Consider the following 25,260-nt stretch of genomic DNA (forward strand, 5'->3'; position numbering starts at 1 on the left):
GAGTTAATACGGCGCCTCGACATCGTTCATCGAAACATAGACAGTCTTCATCTCGCTGAAGTGGTTGATCGCCAGTTTCGAGTTCTCGCGCCCTACACCCGACATCTTTGAGCCGCCAAACGGGGCCTCGACCGGAGCCAAGTTGTAGGTGTTTATATAGCAGGTACCCGCCTCGAACCCGGCCACGATGCGGTGGGCGCGGGTCAGATCGTTGGTAAAGACACCGGCGGCAAGACCAAACTCGGTATCATTGGCGCGGGCCAACACTTCTTCTTCGGTGTCGAAATCCAGAACGGACATCACCGGGCCAAAGATTTCCTCGCGGGCGATGGCCATGTCATCGGTGACATCGGCAAAAACGGTGGGCTGCATATAGAACCCGTCGCCCTCGATCCGGTCACCGCCATAGACTAGCTGCGCGCCTTCGGCCTTGCCTTTGTCGACGTAGCTCAACGCGATTTTCATCTGATTTTCACTGACCATGGGGCCGAAAGTGACGCTTTCATCCAGCGGATCACCGATTTTTGCGGCGGCCAGGCGCTCGCACAGGCGGGCAAGGAATTGGTCCTTAATGCCTTTCTGCACGAAAACGCGGGTGCCGTTGGAACAGACCTGACCCGAAGAATAGAAATTGCCCAGAATCGCGCCCGAAACGGCGTTTTCGATATCGGCATCGCCAAACACGATCATCGGGGATTTGCCGCCCAACTCCATCGTCACGTGTTTCATGTCAGCGGCGGCAGCGGCATAAACTTTGCGGCCCGTGGGCACCGATCCGGTCAGCGACACTTTGGCCACGCGCGGATCTGTCACCAGCGACGCGCCGACATCTCCGTACCCTTGTACCACGTTGTAGATGCCCTTGGGCGCACCAGCTTCGATCAGAAGCTCGGCCACCTTCAACGCGGACAAGGGCGTGGTTTCTGACGGTTTGAATACCATGGCGTTGCCACAAGCCAGCGCCGGCGCGCCCTTCCAGCAGGCGATCTGGGTTGGATAGTTCCATGCGCCGATGCCGACGCACACGCCCAGCGCCTCGCGGATGGTATAAACGAAGTCGCCACCGCCAAGCGGGATGTGTTCACCAGTCAGCGAAGCCGCCAATCCACCAAAATATTCCAACGCGTCAGCTCCGCTGGTGGCGTCAGCGACCAGCGTTTCCTGCAGCGGTTTGCCGGTATCGTGGGTTTCCAGAATGGACAACTCACGATTGCGTTCGCGCATGATGTCAGCGGCGCGACGCAGAACTCGGCCACGCTCGGTTCCCGACAGCGCAGCCCATTCGCGTTGAGCCACTTTTGCACTGTTTAGAGCCTGTTCGATAACTTCTGCCGTGGCGGAGTGCAGCCGGGCGATAATCTCTCCGGTTGCGGGAAAGATAACGTCGATGGGGGCGCCATTGGTGTCTTCGACGTATTCGCCATTGATGAAATGGCTCGCCTTAGGCTGGAATTTCACGACCGGGTCCTTTTCAGAAGTCTTTCTTCGGCTCTAACTTTTATTGATTGATCAGTCAATAAACGTAAATACGGCAAACTCTCGCTGATGTGAATCACCGCCCTCTTGAATAGAGAAGTTAATGTTCCATTTATGTTCCACATAGTCAGAGGAACATTCCGATGTCTTACGCCACGCAAAATTCTGCTCTGAACGGCCCGTCGAACGACTATCACTTGCTGCCCGTCACTGATCGGCAAATGCGCTATGCGCGCGCGATTGCTCTGCAGTCAGCTTTGGAAATCCCCGTCGAAGCGCAACGGGATCGCCGGGCTATGTCGCAGTGGATATCAGCGCACAAACCGCATGATCCATCACCCTTTGCCAATTATCCAACCGGCAAGCAGGTGGCCTATGCCGAGCGGATTGCCCGCAGCAAACGCAGACAAATCCCGCAGGAGTGTTTTCGGGACAAACATGCGATGTCGCTGTGGATCGACCACAACAAATAGCGGATCAGTTTTCGCTGTGTGAGCGTGCGTAAATCCCCACCGCTGCGGCCACAAACAGACCCAACAGGATATAGCCGGTGATAGCTTCGGCCACGGCCAAACCACGACACATTCCTGCCGGGTGTAAATCCCCAAACCCAACTGTGGTGAAAGTCACGTAAGAGAAATACAAAACATCAGTTGGGCCGCGCGCGCCTACGACACACAGGTCGTAATAACCGAACGACCCATAGACAGCCGCAAAAAGAAAGGGGACGACCTGAATGAAGGAGATCCCCATCAGCAGCAGTTGCCGCCGGGGTGATTTGACCTGAGTCATGTAATACCAGGTCTGCGAAACAAGCCAGATCGTCAACAGAACGGTTGTTGCTGTACCGATCTTGTCGCCCGCCGTGGTTTCACTTAGCCGCGACAGCCCGTACCAAGCAATGAAACTGGCGACCACCAACCCAAGGGCAGCAACCAAGGTCGATTTCCACTCTTCCAGAGTAATCGGGTCGCGGTGCATGAAACCTCCGTCAGTATGAGACACGGTTAATCATCGATTCAGAGGCGCATACCCGCAACCTGAAAAATCAGAGGTTTAGGTCGTGCCCAGATGCTCGTGCCCGCGTTGACGCGCCAGTCCGATCTGTTTCTGCCGCTCGCGAAAACGCATTTTGTCCGCCTCTGACGTTTCATTGATGCACCGGTGGCAGGACACGCCATGCTCGTATTCAGGGCGCTTCATATCTTCGGGCAGGATCGGACGTCGGCAGCCGTGACACAGGTTATGTGGCCCCTCGACCAGCCCGTGTCCGACGGACACGCGGTTGTCGAACACGAAACACTCGCCTTGCCACGTGCTGTCTTCGGCGGGCATTTCCTCAAGATAACGCAGAATGCCGCCTTTCAGGTGATAGACATCCTCGACCCCTTGCCCCAGCAGGAAGTTGGTCGATTTCTCGCAGCGGATGCCGCCGGTGCAAAACATGGCAACGCGCTTGTTGTGGAAGCGGTCCTTGTTCTCTTCCCACCACGCCGGGAATTCACGGAAACTGGCCGTTTCAGGGTCTATTGCGCCTTCAAACGTACCAATCGCCACCTCGTAATCGTTACGCGTGTCGATCACCACCACGTCGTCCGAGCGGATCAGGTCATTCCAATCCTCAGGCTCGACATAGTTACCGACACGGGCGCGCGGATCGACATCCGGTTGGCCCATGGTCACGATCTCTTTCTTCAGGCGCACCTTCATCTTGCCAAAAGGCGGATGATCGGCGGTAGCCTCTTTCCATTCAAGATCCGCGCATCCTGGCAATGCCTTGATATGGGCCAGCACCGCGTCGATCCCCGCACGCGGGCCTGCAATGGTTCCGTTGATCCCTTCTTGCGCCAGCAGCAACGTTCCTTTGACCGCTTGCGCGCGACACAGCTCAAGCAAAGGCGCGCGCAGGGCGGCATGATCCGGGAATCGGGTGAAGTGATAGAGGGCAGCGATGGTATACATGCGCGCGGTCTAAACCTGCATTCAAAGAGTCGCAAGAGACCGGATTGACGCCCCCCTGCTGGCCGCCTACCGATATGACAACGCAAGGAGGCCCTGATGACCCACGCCCTGATCGTAATCGACGTCCAGAACGACTTTTGCCCTGGCGGCGCGCTGGCCGTACCAGAAGGGGATGAGATCGTTGCCCCCATCAACGCCATGATGGACGATTTCGACGCGGTGATCCTGACGCAGGACTGGCATCCAGCAGGGCATTTGTCTTTCGCCAGCTCTCACGCGGGCAAAAATCCTTATGACATGGCTGAGATGCCCTATGGCCCGCAGGTATTGTGGCCGGATCACTGTGTGCAGGGGACCAAGGGCGCGGCGTTTCACCCTGACCTGCGCAGCGACGGAGACCTGATCATCCGTAAGGGGTTTCGCAGCGACATCGACAGTTACTCCGCCTTTTTTGAGAATGACCAAACCACACCCACGGGCCTTGAAGGATATCTGAATACACGCGGCCTCAGGAAACTGACCATGGTTGGGCTGGCCACAGATTTTTGCGTCCATTTCTCGGCGGTGGATGCGGCGCGGCTTGGGTTTGACGTGGCAGTGCGCATGGATATGTGCCGCGCGATTGATCTGGACGGCTCATCGGCGGCGGCCCAAACGGCCATGCGTGATGCAGGTGTGACGTTGACCTAGGGCGTCGACCCTGAATCCGCCAGGTATTTGAGTATGACAAATATGACCACGGCCAGGCCCAATGCGACACCGACCCGTGCCGGTACGGTCCGACGTTGGGGTGTTGCAGGCGATTTGTAACGCGGATTGGGTGTCCAATCGGCCACCTTTCTGCGCTGACCGTTCCTTGGGCGGGCCGTTTTGACGTCACGCAGGAACTTCCAAAAGTCAAATTCACCGCAATATTCGCCCTGAACCCCAAGATCACGAATATTGGCAAACAAGGCGCGCAGAATCCGCTCGCGCTCGGCCTCGTCACGCGGACGATAAAGGCCGTGCAGCAGCTCACTGCCGGTGGCGTCCAGACCAAAGCCTGCATCCTGGAAGATTTTGCGAATCTTCGGCGAGGTCGCACGCAAGGCGTCCGCCGTCTTCACGTCGCGAAACATCGCACGCAATACCGGCTTTTGCGAATTTCCATCCGCGCCCGTTTCCTGACCACCATCCCCCGGGTCGACTACAACGATGTCAAAATCGTACTCGAGAACCATTCACTATTTAAACCTCGTCTTCCCTTCCATACTTTTCACTAACAAGCGAAAAGAACTCACAATATGCTCGCTTTGTGACCTGACATTGTCATTGTCCCCGAACGAGCGACTCTTGCCATTCAACGCACCGATTGATCTAACAACGGAAATCGCAGGAGTTCCTCATGGTCGATATTGCGGCGCGCGTGTACAATCATAAATGGCAGATTGACCCAATTGTCCGGTCTTTAATCGACACAGATTTCTACAAACTGCTGATGTGCCAGTCAGTGTTTCGAAATAAGCCCCAAACGGATGTGGTGTTTTCGCTGATCAATCGGTCGAATCACATCCCCCTGGCCCAGCTTATCGACGAAGGCGAGCTGCGGGAACAGTTGGATCACATCCGCTCACTAAGCCTCAGCCGGGGCGAAAGCACGTGGTTGCGGGGCAATATGTTCTACGGCAAACGGCAGATGTTCCGCTCGGATTTCATGGAGTGGTTCGAGAATCTGCGCCTGCCGCCCTACCACCTGGAACGCAAGGGCGATCAGTACGAACTGACCTTCGAAGGCAAGTGGCACGAGGTCATGCTGTGGGAAATCCCCGCCTTGGCCGTTCTGATGGAGATGCGGTCGCGCGCCGTACTGAATGACATGCGCCGGTTCGAGCTTCAGGTGCTCTATGCTCGTGCGATGACCCGCGTTTGGGAAAAAATCGAACAGCTGCGCGGAATTAAGGGATTGGGTATTGCCGATTTCGGTACGCGTCGCAGGCATTCCTTCCTGTGGCAGGATTGGTGCGTCCAAGCCATGATCGAAGGGCTGGGGCCTGCGTTCACGGGTACTTCGAACTGCCTGATTGCCATGCGGCGCGAGGTTGAAGCCATCGGCACCAACGCGCACGAGCTGCCTATGGTCTATTCGGCGCTGGCGGATACCGATGAGGCACTGGCACAGGCACCTTATGATGTTCTCAGCGACTGGCATGACGAACATGACGGTAATCTTCGCATCATCCTGCCTGACACCTATGGCACGCAAGGGTTTCTGGATCGCGCACCTGATTGGTTGGCCGGATGGACCGGTATCCGCGTAGACAGCGGCGATCCGGCCACCGGCGCGGAAATAGCAATCCAATGGTGGAAATCACGCGGCGAAGACCCAATGGAAAAGCGGGTGATCTTTTCTGACGGGTTGGACGTAGACAAAATCCGCGAGCTGCACAGCCAGTTTGCCGGGCGCACCAAAGTGTCGTTTGGGTGGGGCACGCTTTTGACCAATGATTTTCGCGGGCTGGTGCCCGATGACGCGCTGGCCCCGTTTTCCTTGGTGTGCAAAGCGGTTTCGGCCAATGGCCGCCCAACGGTCAAACTGTCGGACAACCCGGAAAAGGCAATGGGCCCGGCGGACGAAATCGAGCGCTACAAGCGCGTGTTCGGTGTGGGTGCACAAGAGTCGATCGAGGTGATTGTTTAGGCTCTAACCATGGAAACTTGCCACCGTTTTGAGTTGTGAGAACCCAAACAGCGCCTCAAATCCCTTTTCGCGACCATGCCCGGATTTTCCCACCCCGCCAAAGGGCAGTTCCACGCCGCCACCGGCGCCATAATTGTTGACGAAAACCTGACCCGAGCGCAGACGTTTTGCCAATCGCATCTGGCGTGCACCATCGCGGGTCCAAATGCTGGCCACCAGGCCATAATCGGTTCCGTTGGCAATCTGCACGGCGTCTTCCTCGGAATCGAACGGAATCAAGACCTGCACAGGGCCGAATATTTCGTCACGGGCCAACGCGTGATCGGGCGGCACGTCAGAAAACAGCGTTGGACGGACATAGGCCCCATCGGTTGGCGCGTGCTCAACGATGCGCCCCTGCGCAGCGACTTTCAGATCCACTCCCTTGGACAAAAACCCTTCAACGATGTGCTTTTGACGGGCGGAAATCAGGGGACCGAGCCGCAAATCCTCATTCGCTGGTCCAACGGTCAGATCGGCATAGGCGTCGGCCATACGGGATTTGACCTGCTCATACACTCCACGCTGCACCAATATGCGAGACGAGGCGGAACAAGTTTGACCCGCGTTCTGAATGCCTGCGTTCGCCAGATACGGCAGGGCAGCGTCCAGATCGGCATCGTCAAACACCAATTGTGGGGACTTCCCGCCCAATTCCAGCGTCACCGGCACCACATTGCGGCCTGCTGCCTGTTGCACCAGCGCACCTGTGGCGACCGACCCGGTAAACGAAATATGATGCACGCCGGGATGACCGGACAACGCGGCACCAGCCTCGGCACCCAATCCTGGCACCACATTCAACGCACCTGCTGGCAACCCGGCCTCTTGCGCCAGATGTGCGAAGGCAAGTGCCGTCAGACAGGCTTCTTCGGCAGGCTTCAGGACACAGGCATTGCCCATCGCCAGCGCAGCCCCGACCGAACGGCCAATGATCTGCATGGGGTAATTCCACGGCACGATATGGCCGGTCACCCCATGCGGCTGTCGTAGCGTGTAGACGGTGTAGCCTTCCAAATAAGGTATTGTGTCGCCCATGACCTTGTCGGCGGCACCGCCATAGAACTCGCAATACCGCGCCAGCGCCACAGCATCGGCGCGGGCCTGTGTCAGGGGTTTTCCGACATCCATCGCCTCCAGAGCTGCCAGATCATCGACCCGTTCCAATACCAACTGACCCAATCGCGTCAGGATGCGGCCCCGCTCCAGCGCGGTTTTACGGCCCCAGTCACCGTCAAGGGCCGATTGCGCGGCTTGGACCGCTGCGTCGATATCTGCAGCCTCGCCTCGGGCGATACGGCAAATCTCAGCCCCGTCAGAAGGGTTGACCAAAGGCAAGGTCGACCCCGAGGTGGGATCGCCCCATGCGCCTCCGATCAGACAATGGGTTGGGTTGAACCAGAGAGGATTGGGCATTTCGATCTCCTATTTCGGCTCTAACATTGGGAATCAAGCCACCTGACTGCCGATATCTGGCAGAACAGGCGCGGCGTCGATCAAGGTTCGGGTATAGGGATGCTGGGGGTCGGAAAAGACCTGCTCGGTCTCACCCTGCTCAACAATTTTACCGGCCTGCATCACCATCACGCGGTCAGTGATTGTTCTGACGACACTAAGATCGTGGCTGATAAACAAATAGGTCAGGTCATATGCCGCGCAAAGCTCAGCCAAAAGGTCGAGGATTTGCGCGCGTACGGATACGTCAAGCGCCGAAACAGCCTCGTCAAACAGGATCAGCTCGGGCTGGATGATCAAGGCGCGGGCAATGGCGATGCGTTGCCGCTGACCACCGGAAAATTCGTGGATGTACTTATCGGCATCCTTGGGGCTGAGGCCCACGGCACTCAGCATTTCGGCGATCAGGTCCTGGCGTTCTGCCCCCATGGGAGGATTTTCCAATACGTGAAACGGTTCCGTGATCAACCGCTCGACCCGGTGGCGGGGGTTGAAACTGCCATAGGGGTCTTGGAACACCACCTGCATCTTTCGCCGCACGGCTGGGTTTGGCTTGTGGCCCGCAAAAACGGGCTCCCCTTCCAGTCGGATGTCCCCGGCCTGAACCTCCTCCAAACCCAAAATCGCCCTTGTTAGGGTCGATTTTCCACATCCAGATTCGCCAACCAATCCCAAACGCTCCCCACGTTTGAGGGTGAAGCTGACCTGATCGACGGCGCGGTGATGACCGGGTGTATCAAACAAGCCTTTCCGGGGAAGGCGATAGTCGCGGACAACCTGCGTAACCTCAAGCAACGGGCGCGGGCTTATCGTGTCGGGCAGAGAAACCTTGTGGCCAGACGCTTCGAACAGCATGCGCGTGTAGGGGTGCTGCATGTTGCGCAACAGGCTTTCTGTCACCCCTTCTTCAACGACTTCGCCGTGACGCATAACGACGATCTTGTCCGCCAAATCCGCCACAACCGCCAGATCATGGGTGATCATCAGCAGACCCATGCCATATTCGCTGACCAACCCCCTGAGCAGATCGAGGATCTGCGCCTGCGTGGTGACATCCAGCGCCGTCGTGGGTTCGTCCGCGATCAACAAGGTCGGGCGCAGCGCAATGGCCATGGCGATCACGACACGCTGGCGCTGACCGCCTGACAATTCGTGCGGATAACGGGTCAGGGGGAAACGGTCAGGTGGCAGCCCCACGCGGGTCAGAACCTCCTCGGCGCGTTCACGGGCTTGCGGGCGGGGCATCGCCTTGTGGATCAGGATTGTCTCCATCACCTGATCCCCGATGGATTTGACCGGGTTCAGTGCGGTCATCGGTTCTTGAAAAACCATTCCGATCGCGGCACCGCGCAGGGCACACATGTCCACCTCGGGGCGGGTCAAAAGGTCATGGCCTTCCAGCCGGATTGCACCTGTTGCCTGCCCCCCGTTCGGCAGCAACTGCATCACGGCCAATGCAGTCATCGACTTGCCCGACCCGCTCTCGCCGGTTACGGCCACAATCTCACCCGGGGCGATGGACAGACTGACCTGTTTCAGGATCGGCGTGCCGTGGATCGTCAGAGACAGGTTTTCAATATCCAGCAAGCTCATGCACGCGCCACCCTTATCCGAGGATCCAGCCAATCACGCAGACCGTCCCCCAAAAGGTTCAGACCCAGCACGGTGACGATAATGGCAAGCCCCGGAATCAGAGCCAAATGCGGGGCAAAACTGACCATTGTCTGTGCGTCGGCCAACATCCGGCCCCAACTGGGCGTTGGCGGTTGCGCCCCCAGACCGACATAGGACAGGCCCGCCTCGGCCAGTATGCCCAGCGAGAACTGAATGGTCCCTTGCACGATCAGCAAATTGGCGACGTTGGGCAGAATGTGTTCGGCTGATATCCGGGCGGCACCTTTGCCAGACACACGGGCGGCAAGGATGAACTCGCGCTCCCACAGGGACAGCGCCGCGCCGCGGGTGATGCGGGCAAAAACGGGAATGTTGAATATGCCGATTGCGATAATTGCATTGATCGCCCCGGCGCCGAACACAGCGGTGATCAGGATCGCGATGACTAGCGAAGGGAACGCAAAGACCAGATCGTTGCCGCGCATGATCACCTCATCCAGCCACGATCCTTTGCGCGCTGCTGCCGCCAATCCCAGCGGCACACCAAGCGCCATGCCGATACCCACCGCAACCAGGGCCACCGCAATGGACGTTCGCGCACCGACCATGATCATGGAAAACATGTCGCGGCCAAAATGATCCGTTCCGAACCAGTGCTGCGCATTTGGTGGTTGCAGCTTGTCCGGGATATTCAGCGCGGCATAGTCGTAAGGCGTCCAGACAAACGAGACCAAGGCCGCCAGAACAACCAGCGACGACAAAGCCGCGCCTAGGATCAGGTTGCGGCTCATGTCCGGCTCCTCAGGCGCGGATCGACGGCGGCATAGGCCAGGTCGACCAGAAAATTTACGGTGATGACGGCAAACACCAGCAGCATGACCACCGATTCCACAACGATCAAATCCCGGGCAGAGATCGCCTGAAACACCAGCCGCCCGAGGCCCGGAAGGTAGAACACCTGCTCGATAATGATGGACCCGGCCAACAGGAACGAGAATTGCAGCCCGATAATGGTCAGCACTGGTATCAGAGCGTTGCGCACCCCGTGCCTCCACAAGGCTTGCCTGCGCGTTAACCCCTTGGCACGGGCGGTGCGCATGAAGTCTTCTCCCAGAATATCCAGCAGGGATGACCGCATCACCCGCGCCAAAATCGCTGCTTGCGGCAAGGCCAGCGCGATAGCGGGCAGGGTCAGAGAATGCAGGCCAGTCCAGAACCCGGTGTCCCACCCTGCGAACCCTCCGGCATTGAACCAGCGCAGGTTGATGGCGAAGATTAGCACCAGCATCATCGCAAACCAGAAATTGGGAACCGCGATGCCCAACTGCGTGGCACCCATCACGGTCAGATCCCCCGGTTTACCCCGTCGCGCGGCGGCATAGATACCCGCGGGAAAGGCGATCAGGGTCGACAGGGTCAGCGCGTATAACGCCAATGGCAGCGACACCCACAAACGATCTGCAATCATCTGCGAAACCGGCGTTCGATATGTGTAGGAGGTTCCGAAATCCCCCATCAGCATCCCGCCAACCCAGCTAAAGTAACGCTGAATCTTCGAGCCATCCAATCCAAGCTCTGCACGCAGCGCGGCCAACGTGTCCTCTTGCGCGTTGACGCCCAGCATAAAGGATGCGGGGTCGCCGGGCGCAACCTCGATCACGGCAAAAATGACCACCGAGGCCACGGCCAGGCTGATCATCAGAGATATCAGACGTTTAAGCGCATAACGGAGCATTGGTGCCACGTTAGGATCACATATCGCCTGGGTCCAGCACCTAAGGGATCAGAAGATAGGCAAAAACTGCGTAACCGACGATAGCGGCATAGCCCAAAGGATAAATCCACTTGATCGCATAGTTGTCCAGCTTGCGCGCAGCCTCTTCTCGGCCCGACACTTTGAGCTTGCGAAGGGCCACGTTGAACACGATCAAAGCCCCGGTCATCAGGAACATGCACTGCAGAACAAAATCCAGAAACGTCAGGTAACCCAGCTTGGGCAGATCGGCCGAGATTGCCCAGTTGAAGGCCACAAAAACCAAAAGGTTACCTCCGGCGATTTCAATCCGCCTGCGGTATTCGTCCAGAAAGAACAGCGCCCAGCCGACGGTGATCAGCACCAGCATCGGCAGGAAAACACGGATCACATAGTAGGTCAGGTGACGACTGCCTTCAAAGACCAGCGCGATCTGATCACTGTCCTGCCCCGACAAGCCCGGAACCGTCGATGCTTCGACACGGGCGTTTCCAAGAACCCACTCTTCCTCACCCAGCATGTCGCCCAGGCCCGAGTGGTCTTCGAGCGGATAATAGGACACATATTCCGAGGGAAAGATTGAGACGACTTCAAAGAAGAAATCCTGCGTGTCGAACGGGTATTTGCGAAAATCGAAATGCGGGGCCTGCAACGTCAGATTGGATTTCTCGACATAGACCACCCGACCGTCATACCGCAGCGAGGCGGCGGACTCGTGTATCCATTTGTTGGACTGCTGGTTGTGAATGACGAAAGCGGGCAACACGGCCCCGATACTTGCCGCGTGGTCGGCCAGTGCAGGTGGATTGAAAACCCGGATATCCCGACCCAATGCCTGTTGGTCGAAGGCCAGCGCGGGATCGGTCCATTCCACCCGCAACACAACAACCGCGCCGTAATTCTCGGCCTTTTGGTCAACGCTGGTGATCTGGTCAATCCTGATGCCGATACCAACCTGCAAAGGGTTTTCCGGCGTGCCTGCCAGCGCATCCAGCCGCCCGCCAAGCGCGTTTTGTGCCTGCGCCTGCCCGCCCATGACCAACACGAGGCAGGTTAGGGAAACAAGCAAACAAATGGCGCGATACACAATCATAGTCATCAGGATTCTTCTGAAAAACAGGGGCCACACATGGAAGCCCCTGAAAAGTTATTCAGACCAACTGATTTCCGTCAGGTCGATGGCAGCCGTCGGCGCGTTCTTCCACAGGCCCTGCACACCCGCCCGCGCAACACCCAACTTGGCAAGCTGGAACAGGTATCCATTGACATAGTCGTTCGAGATCAGCCTTTGGGCTTCACCCAACAGCTTTTTACGCTCGTCTGGGTCGGTGGTTTCGTTCAGCGTATTCATCAAAGTCTGAAAATCGACGCTGTCATACTGGAAATAGTAATCCGGCCGGGCATAGATTCCGATATCCATGGGTTCCGTATGGCTAACAATCGTCAGGCCAAAATCCTTGCCCTTGAACACGGATTCCAACCACTGCGCCCATTCCACGTTGATGATTTCCGCCTGAATTCCAACCTCAGCCAATTGCGCTGCGACGATCTCGCCGCCGCGCCGGGCATATGATGGGGGCGGCAGGTGCAGCGTGGTTTCGAGCCCTTTTTCATACCCCGCATCTGCCAGCAACTGGGCGGCTTTCTTGGGGTCATAGGCCGATTTCCCGGTCAGATCGACATAGGCCGGGTTGTGCGGGGCAAAGTGGGTTCCAATCGGTGTGCCATAGCCGAACATGGCCCCGTCGATAATGGCCTGGCGGTCAATGGCATGCGCCACGGCCTGCCGCACCCGAATATCATCAAACGGTGGCTGCTTGTTGTTGGTGGACAGGATGGTTTCGCCTTCGGTTGATCCGACAAGCACTTGAAACCGCGGATCAGCCTCGAACTGAGGCAGGTTTTCAGGCGCCGGGAAATTGTCGAATACGTCCACATCCTCGGCCATCATCGCGGCAAAGGCGGCGGTGGGGTCCGAGATGAACTTGAACGTGGCGGTCTCTAGCGCAGGTTGTTCACCCCAATAATCCGGGTTGCGGTTCAATGTGATGCTGTCACCCTGAACCCATTCACCAAAGGTGAAAGCTCCGGTTCCGACAGGGTTGGTCTTTATGTTCTCGATACTCTCGGGGGCCACGATCACCGCGTCACCCCAAGCTAGATTGAACAGAAAATTCCCGTTTGGGGCTGAGAGTGTGACCTTGACGGTCAGGGGGCCCATGACCTCGACGCTTTCGATCCCGGCGAACAGGGCTTTTTGCGCATTGGCACTGTCTTCGGCGGTGGCGCGATCAAGGCTGAACTTGACGTCTTCGGCATCCATCGTTGTGCCATCATGGAACGTAACCCCGTCGTGCAGCTTGAAGGTATAGACCGTGCCGTCCTCGGAAATCTCCCAGCTTTCTGCCAGGCCGGGCACGACCGACCCGTCACCCATGAACCGCGTCAGACCTTCGAAGATATTCGTGTACACAACCGAATCGATGGCCTGCGCCGCGGCGCTGGTCGGGTCAAGATGCGGCGGTTCCAGTTGCATTGCGATGGTTATGTCGGACTTGGCCAAAGCCTGCGTTGCAAACAGGCTGGCACCCACTGCAAGGGCCGAGGCAAAGGACCGAAACATCTGCTTTGTCATAGAAATAACTCCCCACTGAATATCCGCGACCCCTTGGTTTCCGGGCCTTTCAAAGACCAATGTCACTTTAAACCTTAGGTCAATCAAGGGATTGTTGGCGCAACCGGGGTTTCTTAGCCCGTGTCCGATCTGCTATGCCGCGCTGCAACATGAACCCCGGAGGAGCGATCATGAGCGCCACCGCCCGCAAAAAGGCCCCGAATGCCGAGGATATCCGCGCCCGCAAAGGGGGCGAGCCTCTGGTCAGCCTGACCGCCTATACCACGCCCATGGCACGGCTGATGGATGACCATTGCGACTTTGTTCTGGTGGGCGACAGCGTCGGCATGGTGCTGCATGGTCTGGAATCGACCCTTGGGGTGACGATGGAGATGATGATCCTGCATGGTCAGGCCGTCGCGCGCGGTTTGAACAATGCGATGATGGTCATTGATATGCCTTTCGCCAGTTACGAGCACTCACCAAACGAGGCTTTCCGCAACGCCGCCCGCCTAATGGCTGAAACAGGCGCAGGCGCGGTCAAGCTGGAGGGCGGAGTCGAGATGGCCAACACCATCCGCTTTCTGGTCAAACGCGGCATCCCGGTGATGGCGCATATCGGTCTGACGCCGCAATCCATCAACACGCTGGGCGGCTACAAGGTGCAAGGCCGGGACGACCAGGCCGAGGCTGTTCTGGCAGATGCCCGCGCCGTTGCCGAAGCGGGTGCGTTTTCCGTAGTGCTCGAGAAGGTTCCACAACGGCTGGCCGACCAGATTACGGCTGACATCGCAATCCCCACGATTGGGATCGGTGCCTCTGCCGGGTGCGATGGTCAGATTCTGGTGGTGGATGACATGGTCGGCTTTTTCACCGCCTTCAAACCGAAATTCGTCAAACGCTATGCCGAGCTTGGCCCGCTGGCGGAATCGGCGATCGCGGAATACGCCGCCGAAGTCCGCGCACGGACATTTCCGGCCGCGGAACACGTGTTCTCTGATCAGGCTCCGGCCAAAGGACCCGCTAAATGACTGCACCAATCCTGCGCCGCCTGACGGATTTGCGCGCATTGACGACTCAATGGCGCAACAACGGTGAAACGATCGGCGTCGTACCCACGATGGGCGCATTGCATCAGGGGCATCTGTCGCTGGTTGAAGCGGCCAAGGCGGGTTCGGACCGGGTGATCGTGACCATTTTCGTGAACCCCAAGCAGTTCAACAACCCCGAGGATCTGGCCAAGTATCCGCGCACCGAAATCGAGGACGCGCAGAAACTGATCCCATATGGCGTCGACGCGATCTATGTGCCCGACCCCGAGGAAATCTATCCGCAGGGGTTCGCCACCACCGTTTCCGTCTCGGGCCTGACCAATGTGATGGAAGGCGAATTCCGCCCCGGCCATTTTGATGGCGTGGCGACTGTGGTTGCCAAGTTGTTTCTGCAAACGCAGGCGGATCGCGCCTATTTCGGGGAAAAGGACTATCAACAACTGATGGTCGTGCGCCGCATGGCACGTGATCTGGACATTCCGGTCGAGGTGAACGGCTGCCCCACGGTTCGCGAACCCTCGGGGCTGGCGATGTCGTCGCGCAATTTGCGCCTATCGCCGGAAGGGTTGGACATTGCCGCCAACAAACACCGGATCATGCGCGAGCTTGCCAAGGAATTGGCCGATGGGGCCCAGTTCGACACTTTGGCCGCGCGGGCAGAAACGGAATTGCTGGCCGCAGGGTTTACGCAGGTCGAGTATATTCAGCTACGCTGCGCCGATACGCTTGAGCCGCTGACCCATGCATCACGCCCTGCGCGCCTGTTTGCGGCGGCCTGGGCGGATGGCGTCCGGTTGATCGACAATATTCCGGTCTGAACGCACTGGCACCCACATCCTTGTTTGCGCTAAAGTCCCGCAAAACGAAACGGGAGGGGCGCAGGCGTGACCTTTATTCTTGCCATTGATCAGGGCACTACATCTTCGCGGGCCATTTTGTTTGACGCGGATATGCGACGCGTGGACACCGCTCAGCATGAGTTCACGCAGCACTTTCCCCAAGAAGGCTGGGTCGAACACAACCCCGAGGAAATCTGGGACAGCGTTCTTCGGGTCTGCCGTGAAGTGATGGACAGTGCCGGCGCGACGCCGGATCAGATTGCCGGGATCGGGATCACCAATCAGCGAGAAACAACCGTTGTCTGGGATCGCGCCACAGGCAAGCCGATCTACAATGCCATCGTCTGGCAGGACCGCCGCACCGCCGAGATCTGCGCCCGTTACAAACAAGCGGGCTGCGAAGACGACGTCACCGCCCAGACCGGGCTGCTGCTGGACCCGTATTTCTCGGGCACCAAGGTGAAATGGCTGCTGGATACCGTACCGGGCGCGCGGGACAAGGCCGAGGCCGGAGAATTGATGTTCGGCACCATCGACTGTTTCCTGATCTGGCGCCTGACCGACGGGCGCAGCCATGCCACCGACGCCACCAACGCCGCCCGCACCCTGCTGTTCGACATCCATAACGGAGAATGGAGCGCCGAGATCTGTGATCTGCTGGATGTTCCGATGAACATGCTGCCCGAGGTGCACGACTGTGCTTCGGACTTTGGAACAACAACCCTGCTGGGCGGCGAGATTCCCATTTTGGGCGTCGCAGGCGATCAACAGGCCGCCACGATCGGGCAGGCGTGTTTCAAACCGGGCATGATGAAATCCACCTATGGCACCGGGTGCTTTGCGCTTTTGAATACCGGTTCTAAGCCCGTGGAATCCAAGAATCGCCTGCTGACAACCATCGCCTACCAACTCAATGGTCAGCGCACCTACGCGTTGGAAGGGTCGATCTTTGTCGCCGGGGCCGCCGTGCAATGGTTGCGCGATGCGCTGCAGATCATCGAGTCTGCCGCCGAAAGCGGCGAGCTTGCTCAGCAGGCCGACCCGAACCAGAACGTCGTTCTGGTTCCTGCCTTCACCGGTCTGGGCGCGCCCTATTGGAAACCGGATTGCCGCGGGGCTGTTTTTGGCCTAACCCGCAACTCAGGGCGCGCCGAATTTGCCCGTGCGACGCTGGAAAGCATCGCCTACCAGACGCGCGACCTGTGGCATGCCATGCAAGGGGATTGGGGCCAAGACACCAAGGTGACCTTGCGTGTGGATGGCGGGGCCAGCGCATCGGACTGGGCCATGCAAGGTCTGGCGGATTACTTGGGGGCTGCAGTAGACCGCCCCGTCATGCAGGAAACGACGGCACTGGGCGCTGCTTGGCTGGCTGGAATGCGCGCGGGACTTTACCCCAAGCAACATGAATTCTCGGAAACATGGGCGCTGGATCGCAGATTTGAACCCGAACTGTCAGACGAAGACCGAGATGCCGCCTACGCACGCTGGCAACGGGCAGTGTCAGCAGCGATGGCATTCTGAAAAAGCGGAAGGGTCAGCTATGATCCTTCATCAACCGCTGTTTCTGACGTGACCAATCCCGTTTGGCCTGGGTTTCGCGCTTGTCATGGGTCTTTTTACCCTTGGCAATCCCGATCTTCACCTTGGCCCGACCCTTGTGATTGAAATACAAAACCAGCGGCACCAGCGTCATGCCCTTGCGCTGGGTCGCGTTCCACAGGTTCGACAATTCCTTGCGAGATACCAGAAGCTTGCGGCGGCGACGTTCTTCATGCTTGAAGACCTTCGCCTGCTCGTAGGGGGCGATATAGCTGTTGACCAGCCACAACTCTCCATCATCGACCGAAGCATAGCTGTCCGCGATGTTCGATCCCCCGGCCCGCAGGGATTTGACCTCGGATCCTTCCAGCACGATGCCGCACTCGATATCGTCCTCGATCGCGTAATCGAAACGTGCCCGCCGATTTTCGGCGATGACTTTGTAATTCGGGTCTGTCTTCTGCTTGGCCATGACGCGTTGATTTAGGCGGCTTCAGGCGGCCTTGCAAGCCCTCAGGTCTTGGCCGAGATGATCAGGTCGGGGCCAAAAATTGTGTCGGCATGGTTATGCAGATAGATCTTGAGCCATGGGGTGAACCGCGCCGGGTGGCGCTGCACCTCGGCCAGAAGGTCGTGATAGTCGATCCAACGAATATCCATCACTTCGTCCGGGTTCGGCTCGATGGTCAGGGGGCCGCGCACATGGGCAAGGAAAACGTCAACCACTTCATGTTCGATCATCGAGTTACCGACATCGGCGTGATACTCCAGCCGGTGGCGGTATTCGGGGTATAGGCCGGTGATCCCCAGCTCTTCGCGCAGGCGACGCACGGCGCATTCCGAGGGTGTCTCGCCCCAATCGGGATGGGTGCAGCACGTATTCGCCCATAGGCCGGGCGTGTGGTACTTACCCATCGCCCGACGCTGCAGCAGAATTTCGGTGCCACGCACGACAAAGACCGACACCGCCTTGTGCCGGAGACCCTTTTCATGCGCCTCCAGTTTGTCCACGGGGGTCAACTCACCATCAACCCAGGCCGGGATCATAATTCCCATTTGATGTCTCCTGCTGCCGATCCTACTGAACGGCCGGACAAAACTTTCTGGCTGTCGCCGGACCGGCTTGGCTTTGCGGTTGCATCCCACCGGTGCATTTGAATCCACATTATTCCAAGGTGGCGCTGATCGACTTAGTTATCAACCGCACGAAAGGCCGCAGGTAACTGCGGCCTTTGTTCAACTTCCCAAGCTTGTGGATTCAGGCGTTATTCGCCCGAAACGCTGACAATATAAGCGTACACATCTTCGGCACCCGACTTCAGCCGGAATGTCATTTTGGACTTGGCCGCGGTGTCATCCAGATAGGTTTTCAAGAAAGCCTTGGGGTCCTGAGCGTATTCAACAAATGTTGTCTCGTCCCAGACCAAACCGTTTTCACCTGCGGCGGCAAGGCTGTCACCATATTTGAACCCCTCAACCGTTCCGGCCGTGCGTCCGGCAATACCATAAAGATTCGGGCCGGTCTTACCGCCCTTGACGATTACTTCTCCGGCGGGGTCGGCGATCAGGTGGCAGGACTTGCACTTGTTAAAAGCTTTCTTGCCAGCGTCTGCGTCGCCTTCAGCAAATGCAGGAACGGCCAACAGGCCCATGAGTGCGGTTGCGAGGATGCGATTCATAGCTTTGCTCCGATACAAATTGGCTGACATGAATGGAAACCTGCAAGAGAGCAGAGTCAACGCGCAGATTGCCGCGTACGAAAGTCGGAAATCACACCGGCCCCGTGTCGGTAGTTGCGGCACCATCCTGTTGGGACCAGCAGGGCAGCAGGTCACCCTCTGCTGGCGCAGCAAGATAGACAGCGCGCGCAATTGCGCGGGCGAGGCAGATCGAAGCCGCATGGCCAATCATGCCCAAATCGGGTCCAGTGCTACGGATCTCGCGCGCACCGGTGCTAACCCCGAACACCAAGTCCCCGTCACCTGGCGTATGGGCCGGAACAATGGCCCGTGAGATCCCGTCGTGGGCGGCAACTGCCACGCGCTGACACTGTGACTTGGTCAATGCCGCGTCTGTTGCAACGATTGCAATCGTTGTGTTTGTCTTGTCTGGTTCGGCAGGATGCATGACCTGCGCTTTACGGCTGATTACCTGCCGCCCCAGACCGGTTGCAGGGTCGGTGCCCCACCCGCCGAATTCCCGGTCGATTTCGAAGGGCGCGGCCCAAAAATGCCTGTCCCCCGGGGTGGTGACGCTGCCCAGTGGATTCGCGGCGACAAGAGCGCCGACCGTTACCCCGTTATCCAGAACCAATGAGGCCGACCCCAGCCCGCCTTTGTGCATCGCCGTAAGCGCGCCGGTCCCCGCCCCGCTGCTTCCGAGGTCGAACTGATCCGACGCGGTTTCAAATGCGCGTCGCCCGAGGACGCGATAGGGATTATCGTCCCAGTCCTTGTCCCCTCCGTTCAAAAGATCGAACAGGATCGCGCCCGGCACGATGGGAACAACCGCGCGGCCCACCGGAAATCCGCGCCTACGTGCGTATAAAGCGTCAGAAACACCAGCGCATGCATCCAACCCAAAGGCTGATCCACCCGACAGGACAAGTGCATCCACCCTGTCTACGGACTTGTCCGCAGCCAGCAGATCGGTCTCACGCGTGCCCGGCGCGCCTCCCATGACATGCACTGAGGCCATGAAGGGGCTGTCAGAGGTCAGCACGGTTGTACCCGATTTCAACGCATCGTCCTGCGCGTTGCCGACCAAAAGGCCGGGAACATCGGTGATCAGGTTCTTTGGTCCGGGGGTCATTTGTTTCTTTGAATTTTGGGCCGAAAAGCGCGCAGGCGCGCTGCCTCCGGCGGGGATATTGTTAGCCAGATGAAGAGCGGGTCAGATGCAACGGCCACCGTCGACCTCCAAAGCTGTGCCGGTGATCATGCTGGCCTCGTCCGAACACAGGAAACACGCTGCGTTGGCCATGTCTTGAGGTGTCGAAAAACGGCCCAAAGGGATGGTGGACAGGAATTTGGCCCGGACCTCGGGCGTCTCCTCTCCCATGAACGATTTCAGCAGGGGAGTTTCGCCCGCGACCGGGCAGATCGCGTTGACACGCACACCCGAGGGGGCCAATTCCACCGCCATTGTTTTTGTTGCGGTGATCATCCAGCCCTTTGACGCGTTATACCAGTTCAGGTTCGGACGTGGTGACAGCCCGGCGGTCGAGGCCACGTTCAGAATTGCCCCTGCTCCGCGCGTCTTCATCTGCGGAACAAAGGCGCGCGCCGTGAGGTAGACGGATTTCATGTTCACCGCGAAGACCCTGTCAAAATCCTCTTCGGTTACCGCTTCCAACGGGGTCGGCAAGTGGGTGACACCGGCATTGTTCACCAAAATGTCCAGTGGCCCGAGCCTGTCCGCAGCGGCCGCCGCCATGTCCTGAACCGAAGGGCCGTCGGCAACATTCACCTGTTGTGCAAAAGCTTGTGTCCCGAGTGAGTCCGCCATGTCATAAGCCGCGTCGCCGTTGATATCGGCGATCATCACACGCGCGCCTTCGGACAGGAACTTTCGGACGATACCCGCCCCAAACCCTGAGGCGCCACCCGTCACGATTGCGGTTTTTCCTTCCAGCCTCATACCCTTGCCTCCCGGTCGTCTTTGCGCGCCAGAGTAGCAAGGCACCACAAACTTACCAGATTAATCTTCCGACACCCGACCCCGGAGCGCCTTGACGTCCGAGCGGGCCTTTTTCGCCGCCAAGCGTCGTTTAACCGAGCCGTAGGTGGGTTTTGTCGCGATACGCCGTTTGGGTTTAACCAATGCACGAGCGATCAGGTCTGCCAACCGGTCGCGCGCAATCTCGCGATTGCGGGCCTGACTGCGGGTTTCCTCACACTGGATGATGATTGCGCCGTCCTTAGTCCATCGACGCCCGGCCAGCCGTTTCAACCGGTTTTTGACTGGATCGGGCAACGAGGGCGAGCGTGCGGCTTCGAACCGCAGCTCAACGGCGGTTGAAACCTTGTTCACGTTCTGCCCGCCCGGACCGGACGATCGCACGAAACTTTCGGTCAATTCCCAATCCTGCAGGACGATATCGTCGGTGATGCGCAACATGAGATGGACCTTACTCGGCCAGTGCGAAAACAGAAAGGGCCGCCCCGGTGGGACGGCCCTTCGAAAGTTCAGGAGGTCGGGTCGGTTAGATCAATCGACCAGCCGGAGCGAACGCTCCGCCAAGGGCTGCCTTAACAGGCGATCCCCCCGGTTGTTCCGACACCTCTCTCCAATCTCTTTCTCGACACTGGATCACCTCCTTTTCTATCTGTTGCGGTTGATAAGGATGGTGACACAAGATGCGCTATTCTCAAAGCACTTTTTATGCGGGCTGCGCGGACAGCCGCGCAACGATCACTTTGAACGGGATCAGCGCGATCAGCGCCAGCGAGAGTTTTACCAGCCAGTCGGCAAAGGCCAGCGTGACCCACAGAGGCGCCATCGGGCCTGACAGCATGAAGGGCACAGGCTCCCACGCCCAGTTGATCGCGGTATCGGCATTTGCGCCGAAGAATGTGACCGAAGCTGAGAAGGCCAGAGTGAAGAAGATCGCGGTATCCAGCGCCGATCCAACAAGCGTCGAGACCAGCGGCGCGCGCCACCAGCGGCCACCGCGCAGCGAGTTGAACACGGTGACGTCGGTCAGTTGCGCGATCAGGAAGGCCGTGCCCGAGGCCACGGCGATGCGCAACGGCACGGCGGCATAGGTGAAGCCGTCACCTTGCAGCATGATCTGGCTGCCGATCAACGAGCAGATGATGCCGGTGATGAAGCCAGCGAACACGACCTTGCGGGCAGTGGCCACGCCATAGACACGGTTCATGATGTCAGTGACCAGAAAGGCCAGAGGATAGGTAAAAGCACCCCAGGTCAGCAATCCGTCAAGGATCAGGAACTGGACCAGGATGTTCGAGGCCACAACAATGGCGGCCATGGCAATGATGCCGGGAATATAAGAGCGTTGCATTTTCAGATGCCCGTTTTGACAAGGTAGCGGCGACTTGGCCAAGGGACCGTCCCAAGGCAAGCCGCGCTTCTAGACGCTTGATCAGAGACTGTCAATCGGGCAGCAGATATTCCACCAACTCGGTGCGCTGCAGCGCAAGGAAATTGTCATCGGACACCATAGTGGCGCGCAGGCGACCGCGCTCATCACGCCAGATCGACACGCCTTCGAGGTTGTCGTGCCCCCCCATTCCGGTGGTGAACAGAACCTCTTCGCCGGTGGGCGTGTCATCCTGAAGCCGCCACCGGCGAAGGCGCGACCGGAAACCCATCAGCGACACCGAGCGTTCCAGAACGTAAAGTCTGCCGTCAGGTCCGAAATCGGCTGCTACGGGTAAAAACCGCCCGCGCTGAGGCAAAACGAATGGTGTCGACCAGACCTGCCCGTTCCAGCGGTAAACCAGAATGTCGCCATCCTCGGTCCGGCCTTTCTCGGTCAAGGTATAGAGCCGCTGTTTGCCGTCGATCGCCAGCGCCTCGAACGAGCCGTTATTGGGTAACTGGTCAAACGCTTTGGGGCGCGGCAGGACGCGCGCTTTGGATCCCGGCGCTGAATAGTGGGCGACGCGATGAACACGTTCGAACGAAATGAAAAAGCTGCCATCCGGCGCCACGGCCAGCCCTTCGGAATCACCGGAAGACCCGGTTAATGGCTGGCCTGTGCTGGACAAAATCGGCCATTTCCCAGTGATTTCGACGCCTGAAATTGCATCGCCTTCACGTAGAATTCTGGCGTATACCAGAGTGGCCCGGTCACTCAGCACCATCATATTTTGTCCGTCCGCCGAAACATGCAGCGCGGAAAACCCACCGAACCAGCCAGCCGGGTCGCTCCAGGCAAAGCTGCCTAACTCAACGGCAGTCTTTGTTTCGACGGCCCAGGCCGGTCCTGCCAGACAAAACGCGGATATCAGTTGGATTGCAGTACGGCGGCGCATTGCTGGGGCAGATCGGCCAAACGATATTCTCGGCGTTTTTTCGGTGGCGGCGCATTTGGATCAGGCGGCGGCGGGTTCAGGATATTGTTCACCCATTGCTGCGCTTCGGCGCAGCCGTCACCCTTGGGCGGCGGGTCCTGATTAACGCAGCCTCTGGACCCGCGCGGGCAGGCAAGCCGCACGTGGAAATGATAGTGATGCCCCCACCAGGGCCGGATTTTGCGAAGGTAGGCGCGGTTGCCTTTTTCCTCTTTGCACATCTGCACTTTCGCACCGGGAAAGACGAATATTCGGGCGACGCGTTTGTCCTTTGCTGCTTCGCGCAGAACGGCGTGATGCTGCTTGGTCCAGTTGCCGTTGACGAACGCTCCATTGGCACGGCGCAGGGAAACAGACGAGATATTCTCGCGCGCCTTGCGGCTAAGCCGCATGTCGTTACCCGGAAGCATCCAGATATCAATATCCAGACCCAACTGGTGCGATCGGTGCCCCGATGTCATCGGCCCGCCCCGGGGCTGGCTGATATCCCCGATATAAAGACCATTCCAACCGGGTTGCCTGGCCGCGAATTGGCTGAGGTCTTGCACATAATCGATCGCCACCGGGTGTCCCCAATTGCGGTTACGCGACAGGCGCATGGCCTGCCATGTCGGGCCTGTTTCGGGCAGTTGCACCGACCCGGCGGCGCATCCGCGCGAATAACTGCCGAAAGCGGCGGGTTTTTGTTGTGAACTTTGCTTTTGTGCTCCGAATAATTGCTTGGCCAGGGGTTGCGCCCCTGCGGAGCCTGCCAGTGTGATTAAGGCCAATATTGCCAAAAAACGCTGTATTATCATCTGCTCTGATCCCCTTCCGGTTTAACCCAGCGCATCAGGAATAGACCCAGAATAAACAACAGAATGATCGGTGACACCCCCAGACGCGCGCTGCCGGTTGCGGTTGTGGCAATCCCGATCAACAGAGGCGCGGCAAAGGCCGTGGCGCGACCCGACAAACCATACAGGCCAAAGCTTTCCACCGGGGCCTTAGGATCGGTGTGACGCACCATCATGGACCGGCTGGCCGATTGCAAAATGCCGCCCATGCCACCAATCAGGATGCCGCAGGCAAAGAACACAAGATCCGGCAGGCCCGATCCTTCGGGCAAAGCGATGCCGAAAACCTGCGTCCGGTCCATGGATACGATCGTAACGCAAACGAGGATCAGAACCCAGATGCTGACCAAAATGACCGGTTTAGGGCCGTTTTTCTTGTCCAGCTTGCCACCGACCCACGAAAAGGCAGCGGCGGCCAGAACGCTGACGATCCCGAAGACGCCGATCTTGATGAGATCCCATTCCAGCACCAGCCGGGCGTATACACCGCCAAAGCTGTAAAGCCCGTTCAGCGCATCACGGTAAAACATCGAAGATCCCAGATAGCTGGCCAAGCTAAGCCGGTGCCGCAGGTTGGAAATCGAATGCGCCAGCAAGCCCAGCGCGTCGCGTATCGAGCCCTGTTTCTTGGAGGATGACTCGTCCCGCACCCACAGGAAATACGGCACCATGAACAGGATGAACCACCCGGCCGTGAACGGGCCGACGAACCGGGTGCCCTGCTGCTGCGCCGCATTCAACCCAAAAGCCGGGTCTAGTCCGATCAGCGTCTTGCCGTTGGCCTGCTCGACAAACAAAAGCAGCATGATCGCCAATGAAATCAGTCCGCCGAAATAGCCGAAGGCAAAGCCCGAGCCGGAAATCTCACCCACTTCCTTGTCGTCGCCCAGATCGGGCAACTGCGAGTTGATGAAGATCAGCGCATATTCCGCGCCGACAAACCCAAGGCCAAAGGCCGACAGCATCAGCCACATGTTTGACCCATCCGGCAGCGTGTACCACAGCGCCGCGGACCCCACGACATACATGACGGAAAACCCGAAGATCCAAGGGATGCGCCGCCCTGACACATCGGCCATCGCGCCCAAAAGCGGTGCACCAAAGGCGATGATCAACCCGGTGATGGTCAGGCAATTCGCCCAAACCGTCTGTGCCCGTGCAGCCGCCGCCTCAGAGTCCAGCCCGGTTCCTGCGAAATACCCCGCCGCAACCCCGGCGAAATAGGGGCCAAAGACGAAGGTGACCAAAAGGCTGTGATATGGCTGCGTTGCCCAGTCGAAAAACCACCAGCCCCAGATGCGCTTACGCTTGGAAATCTCTGCCATGACTGCCCCTGTTCTTGTTGTTTTTAATAAGACGG

General features: G+C 58.5%; 26 protein-coding genes. 6 read left to right on the forward strand and 20 right to left on the reverse strand.

The window, feature by feature from the left end:
* Positions 1-3 precede the first annotated feature (3 nt).
* A complete protein-coding gene (gene betB / locus RUESEDTHA_RS05980) occupies positions 4-1,458 on the reverse strand; it encodes a betaine-aldehyde dehydrogenase (protein ID WP_180885257.1) in 1,455 nt (484 codons plus the stop codon).
* 161 nt (positions 1,459-1,619) lie between these two features.
* On the opposite strand from betB, the gene RUESEDTHA_RS05985 reads away from it, so the two are divergent.
* A complete protein-coding gene (locus RUESEDTHA_RS05985; protein ID WP_180885259.1) occupies positions 1,620-1,949 on the forward strand; it encodes a hypothetical protein in 330 nt (109 codons plus the stop codon).
* Positions 1,950-1,953: 4 nt separating this feature from the next.
* On the opposite strand, the gene RUESEDTHA_RS05990 is transcribed toward RUESEDTHA_RS05985, so the two are convergent.
* Both RUESEDTHA_RS05990 and RUESEDTHA_RS05995 read right to left on the reverse strand, forming a co-directional pair.
* Entirely contained in the window at positions 1,954-2,457 is a 504-nt protein-coding gene (locus tag RUESEDTHA_RS05990) for a potassium channel family protein (RefSeq protein ID WP_171123045.1), read from the reverse strand.
* A 75-nt stretch (positions 2,458-2,532) separates the two neighbouring features.
* Positions 2,533-3,438: a rhodanese-related sulfurtransferase gene (locus RUESEDTHA_RS05995; protein WP_180885261.1), complete on the reverse strand. Its 906-nt coding sequence runs from the start codon at positions 3,436-3,438 to the stop codon at positions 2,533-2,535.
* Between the two features lie 96 nt (positions 3,439-3,534).
* Here RUESEDTHA_RS05995 and pncA point away from each other — a divergent pair, with 96 nt between their 5' ends.
* Positions 3,535-4,128, forward strand: coding sequence for a bifunctional nicotinamidase/pyrazinamidase (gene pncA, locus RUESEDTHA_RS06000; protein ID WP_180885263.1), 594 nt, complete (start codon positions 3,535-3,537; stop codon positions 4,126-4,128).
* On the opposite strand, the gene RUESEDTHA_RS06005 is transcribed toward pncA, so the two are convergent.
* Positions 4,125-4,658, reverse strand: coding sequence for a hypothetical protein (locus tag RUESEDTHA_RS06005; RefSeq protein WP_180885265.1), 534 nt, complete (start codon positions 4,656-4,658; stop codon positions 4,125-4,127). The genes pncA and RUESEDTHA_RS06005 overlap by 4 nt on opposite strands.
* 164 nt (positions 4,659-4,822) lie before the next feature.
* Between RUESEDTHA_RS06005 and pncB the strand changes: the two genes are divergently transcribed.
* Positions 4,823-6,115 carry a nicotinate phosphoribosyltransferase gene (gene pncB, locus RUESEDTHA_RS06010; protein WP_180885267.1) on the forward strand — a complete coding sequence of 431 codons (1,293 nt, stop codon included), beginning with the start codon at positions 4,823-4,825 and terminating at the stop codon, positions 6,113-6,115.
* Between the two features lie 3 nt (positions 6,116-6,118).
* Here pncB and RUESEDTHA_RS06015 read toward each other — a convergent pair whose 3' ends face one another.
* The 6 genes from RUESEDTHA_RS06015 to RUESEDTHA_RS06040 are packed head-to-tail and all read right to left on the reverse strand — an operon-like array spanning position 6,119 to position 13,611.
* Entirely contained in the window at positions 6,119-7,570 is a 1,452-nt protein-coding gene (locus RUESEDTHA_RS06015) for an aldehyde dehydrogenase family protein (protein WP_180885268.1), read from the reverse strand.
* Between the two features lie 33 nt (positions 7,571-7,603).
* Positions 7,604-9,202, reverse strand: coding sequence for an ABC transporter ATP-binding protein (locus RUESEDTHA_RS06020; protein ID WP_180885270.1), 1,599 nt, complete (start codon positions 9,200-9,202; stop codon positions 7,604-7,606).
* Complete coding sequence (locus RUESEDTHA_RS06025; RefSeq protein WP_180885272.1) at positions 9,199-10,014, reverse strand: ABC transporter permease; 816 nt, start codon at positions 10,012-10,014, stop codon at positions 9,199-9,201. Before RUESEDTHA_RS06025 ends, RUESEDTHA_RS06020 begins: the two co-directional genes overlap by 4 nt.
* Positions 10,011-10,958 carry an ABC transporter permease gene (locus RUESEDTHA_RS06030; RefSeq protein WP_180885932.1) on the reverse strand — a complete coding sequence of 316 codons (948 nt, stop codon included), beginning with the start codon at positions 10,956-10,958 and terminating at the stop codon, positions 10,011-10,013. Before RUESEDTHA_RS06030 ends, RUESEDTHA_RS06025 begins: the two co-directional genes overlap by 4 nt.
* A 40-nt stretch (positions 10,959-10,998) precedes the next feature.
* Positions 10,999-12,075, reverse strand: coding sequence for a hypothetical protein (locus RUESEDTHA_RS06035; RefSeq protein ID WP_255431632.1), 1,077 nt, complete (start codon positions 12,073-12,075; stop codon positions 10,999-11,001).
* Positions 12,076-12,123: 48 nt separating this feature from the next.
* Positions 12,124-13,611, reverse strand: a complete 1,488-nt coding sequence (locus RUESEDTHA_RS06040) for an ABC transporter substrate-binding protein (protein ID WP_180885274.1) — start codon at positions 13,609-13,611, stop codon at positions 12,124-12,126.
* 170 nt (positions 13,612-13,781) lie between these two features.
* Between RUESEDTHA_RS06040 and panB the strand changes: the two genes are divergently transcribed.
* From panB to glpK, 3 genes are all read left to right on the forward strand, one after another.
* Positions 13,782-14,621, forward strand: coding sequence for a 3-methyl-2-oxobutanoate hydroxymethyltransferase (gene panB, locus RUESEDTHA_RS06045; protein WP_180885276.1), 840 nt, complete (start codon positions 13,782-13,784; stop codon positions 14,619-14,621).
* Positions 14,618-15,460, forward strand: a complete 843-nt coding sequence (gene panC / locus RUESEDTHA_RS06050) for a pantoate--beta-alanine ligase (protein WP_180885278.1) — start codon at positions 14,618-14,620, stop codon at positions 15,458-15,460. The genes panB and panC overlap by 4 nt, the downstream gene beginning before the upstream one ends.
* A 66-nt stretch (positions 15,461-15,526) precedes the next feature.
* Positions 15,527-17,005, forward strand: coding sequence for a glycerol kinase GlpK (glpK, locus tag RUESEDTHA_RS06055; protein ID WP_180885280.1), 1,479 nt, complete (start codon positions 15,527-15,529; stop codon positions 17,003-17,005).
* Between the two features lie 13 nt (positions 17,006-17,018).
* On the opposite strand, the gene smpB is transcribed toward glpK, so the two are convergent.
* The 10 genes from smpB to RUESEDTHA_RS06105 all read right to left on the reverse strand — a co-directional run bounded on the left by smpB (position 17,019) and on the right by RUESEDTHA_RS06105 (position 25,225).
* The gene (gene smpB, locus RUESEDTHA_RS06060; RefSeq protein WP_171123065.1) at positions 17,019-17,495 is read right to left on the reverse strand and encodes an SsrA-binding protein SmpB; all 477 of its coding nucleotides are present in this window, start codon (positions 17,493-17,495) and stop codon (positions 17,019-17,021) included.
* Between the two features lie 41 nt (positions 17,496-17,536).
* Positions 17,537-18,079 (reverse strand): isopentenyl-diphosphate Delta-isomerase, encoded by a 543-nt coding sequence (idi, locus tag RUESEDTHA_RS06065; RefSeq protein ID WP_171123067.1) that lies wholly within the window; start codon positions 18,077-18,079, stop codon positions 17,537-17,539.
* A gap of 209 nt (positions 18,080-18,288) precedes the next feature.
* A complete protein-coding gene (locus RUESEDTHA_RS06070; RefSeq protein WP_171123069.1) occupies positions 18,289-18,702 on the reverse strand; it encodes a cytochrome c family protein in 414 nt (137 codons plus the stop codon).
* Between the two features lie 91 nt (positions 18,703-18,793).
* Positions 18,794-19,834, reverse strand: coding sequence for a P1 family peptidase (locus tag RUESEDTHA_RS06075; protein WP_180885282.1), 1,041 nt, complete (start codon positions 19,832-19,834; stop codon positions 18,794-18,796).
* Positions 19,835-19,915: 81 nt separating this feature from the next.
* Positions 19,916-20,662, reverse strand: a complete 747-nt coding sequence (locus RUESEDTHA_RS06080; protein ID WP_180885284.1) for an SDR family oxidoreductase — start codon at positions 20,660-20,662, stop codon at positions 19,916-19,918.
* A gap of 60 nt (positions 20,663-20,722) precedes the next feature.
* Positions 20,723-21,142, reverse strand: a complete 420-nt coding sequence (gene arfB / locus RUESEDTHA_RS06085; protein ID WP_180885286.1) for an alternative ribosome rescue aminoacyl-tRNA hydrolase ArfB — start codon at positions 21,140-21,142, stop codon at positions 20,723-20,725.
* Positions 21,143-21,404: 262 nt separating this feature from the next.
* Positions 21,405-22,049: a queuosine precursor transporter gene (locus RUESEDTHA_RS06090; protein ID WP_180885288.1), complete on the reverse strand. Its 645-nt coding sequence runs from the start codon at positions 22,047-22,049 to the stop codon at positions 21,405-21,407.
* A 91-nt stretch (positions 22,050-22,140) separates the two neighbouring features.
* Complete coding sequence (locus tag RUESEDTHA_RS06095; RefSeq protein WP_180885290.1) at positions 22,141-23,025, reverse strand: esterase-like activity of phytase family protein; 885 nt, start codon at positions 23,023-23,025, stop codon at positions 22,141-22,143.
* Entirely contained in the window at positions 22,998-23,861 is an 864-nt protein-coding gene (mepA, locus tag RUESEDTHA_RS06100; protein ID WP_171123081.1) for a penicillin-insensitive murein endopeptidase, read from the reverse strand. The genes RUESEDTHA_RS06095 and mepA overlap by 28 nt, the downstream gene beginning before the upstream one ends.
* A complete protein-coding gene (locus RUESEDTHA_RS06105) occupies positions 23,858-25,225 on the reverse strand; it encodes an MFS transporter (protein WP_180885292.1) in 1,368 nt (455 codons plus the stop codon). Before RUESEDTHA_RS06105 ends, mepA begins: the two co-directional genes overlap by 4 nt.
* Positions 25,226-25,260: the final 35 nt, after the last annotated feature.

Source organism: Ruegeria sp. THAF57, from assembly GCF_903914075.1.
Taxonomy (GTDB): domain Bacteria; phylum Pseudomonadota; class Alphaproteobacteria; order Rhodobacterales; family Rhodobacteraceae; genus Ruegeria.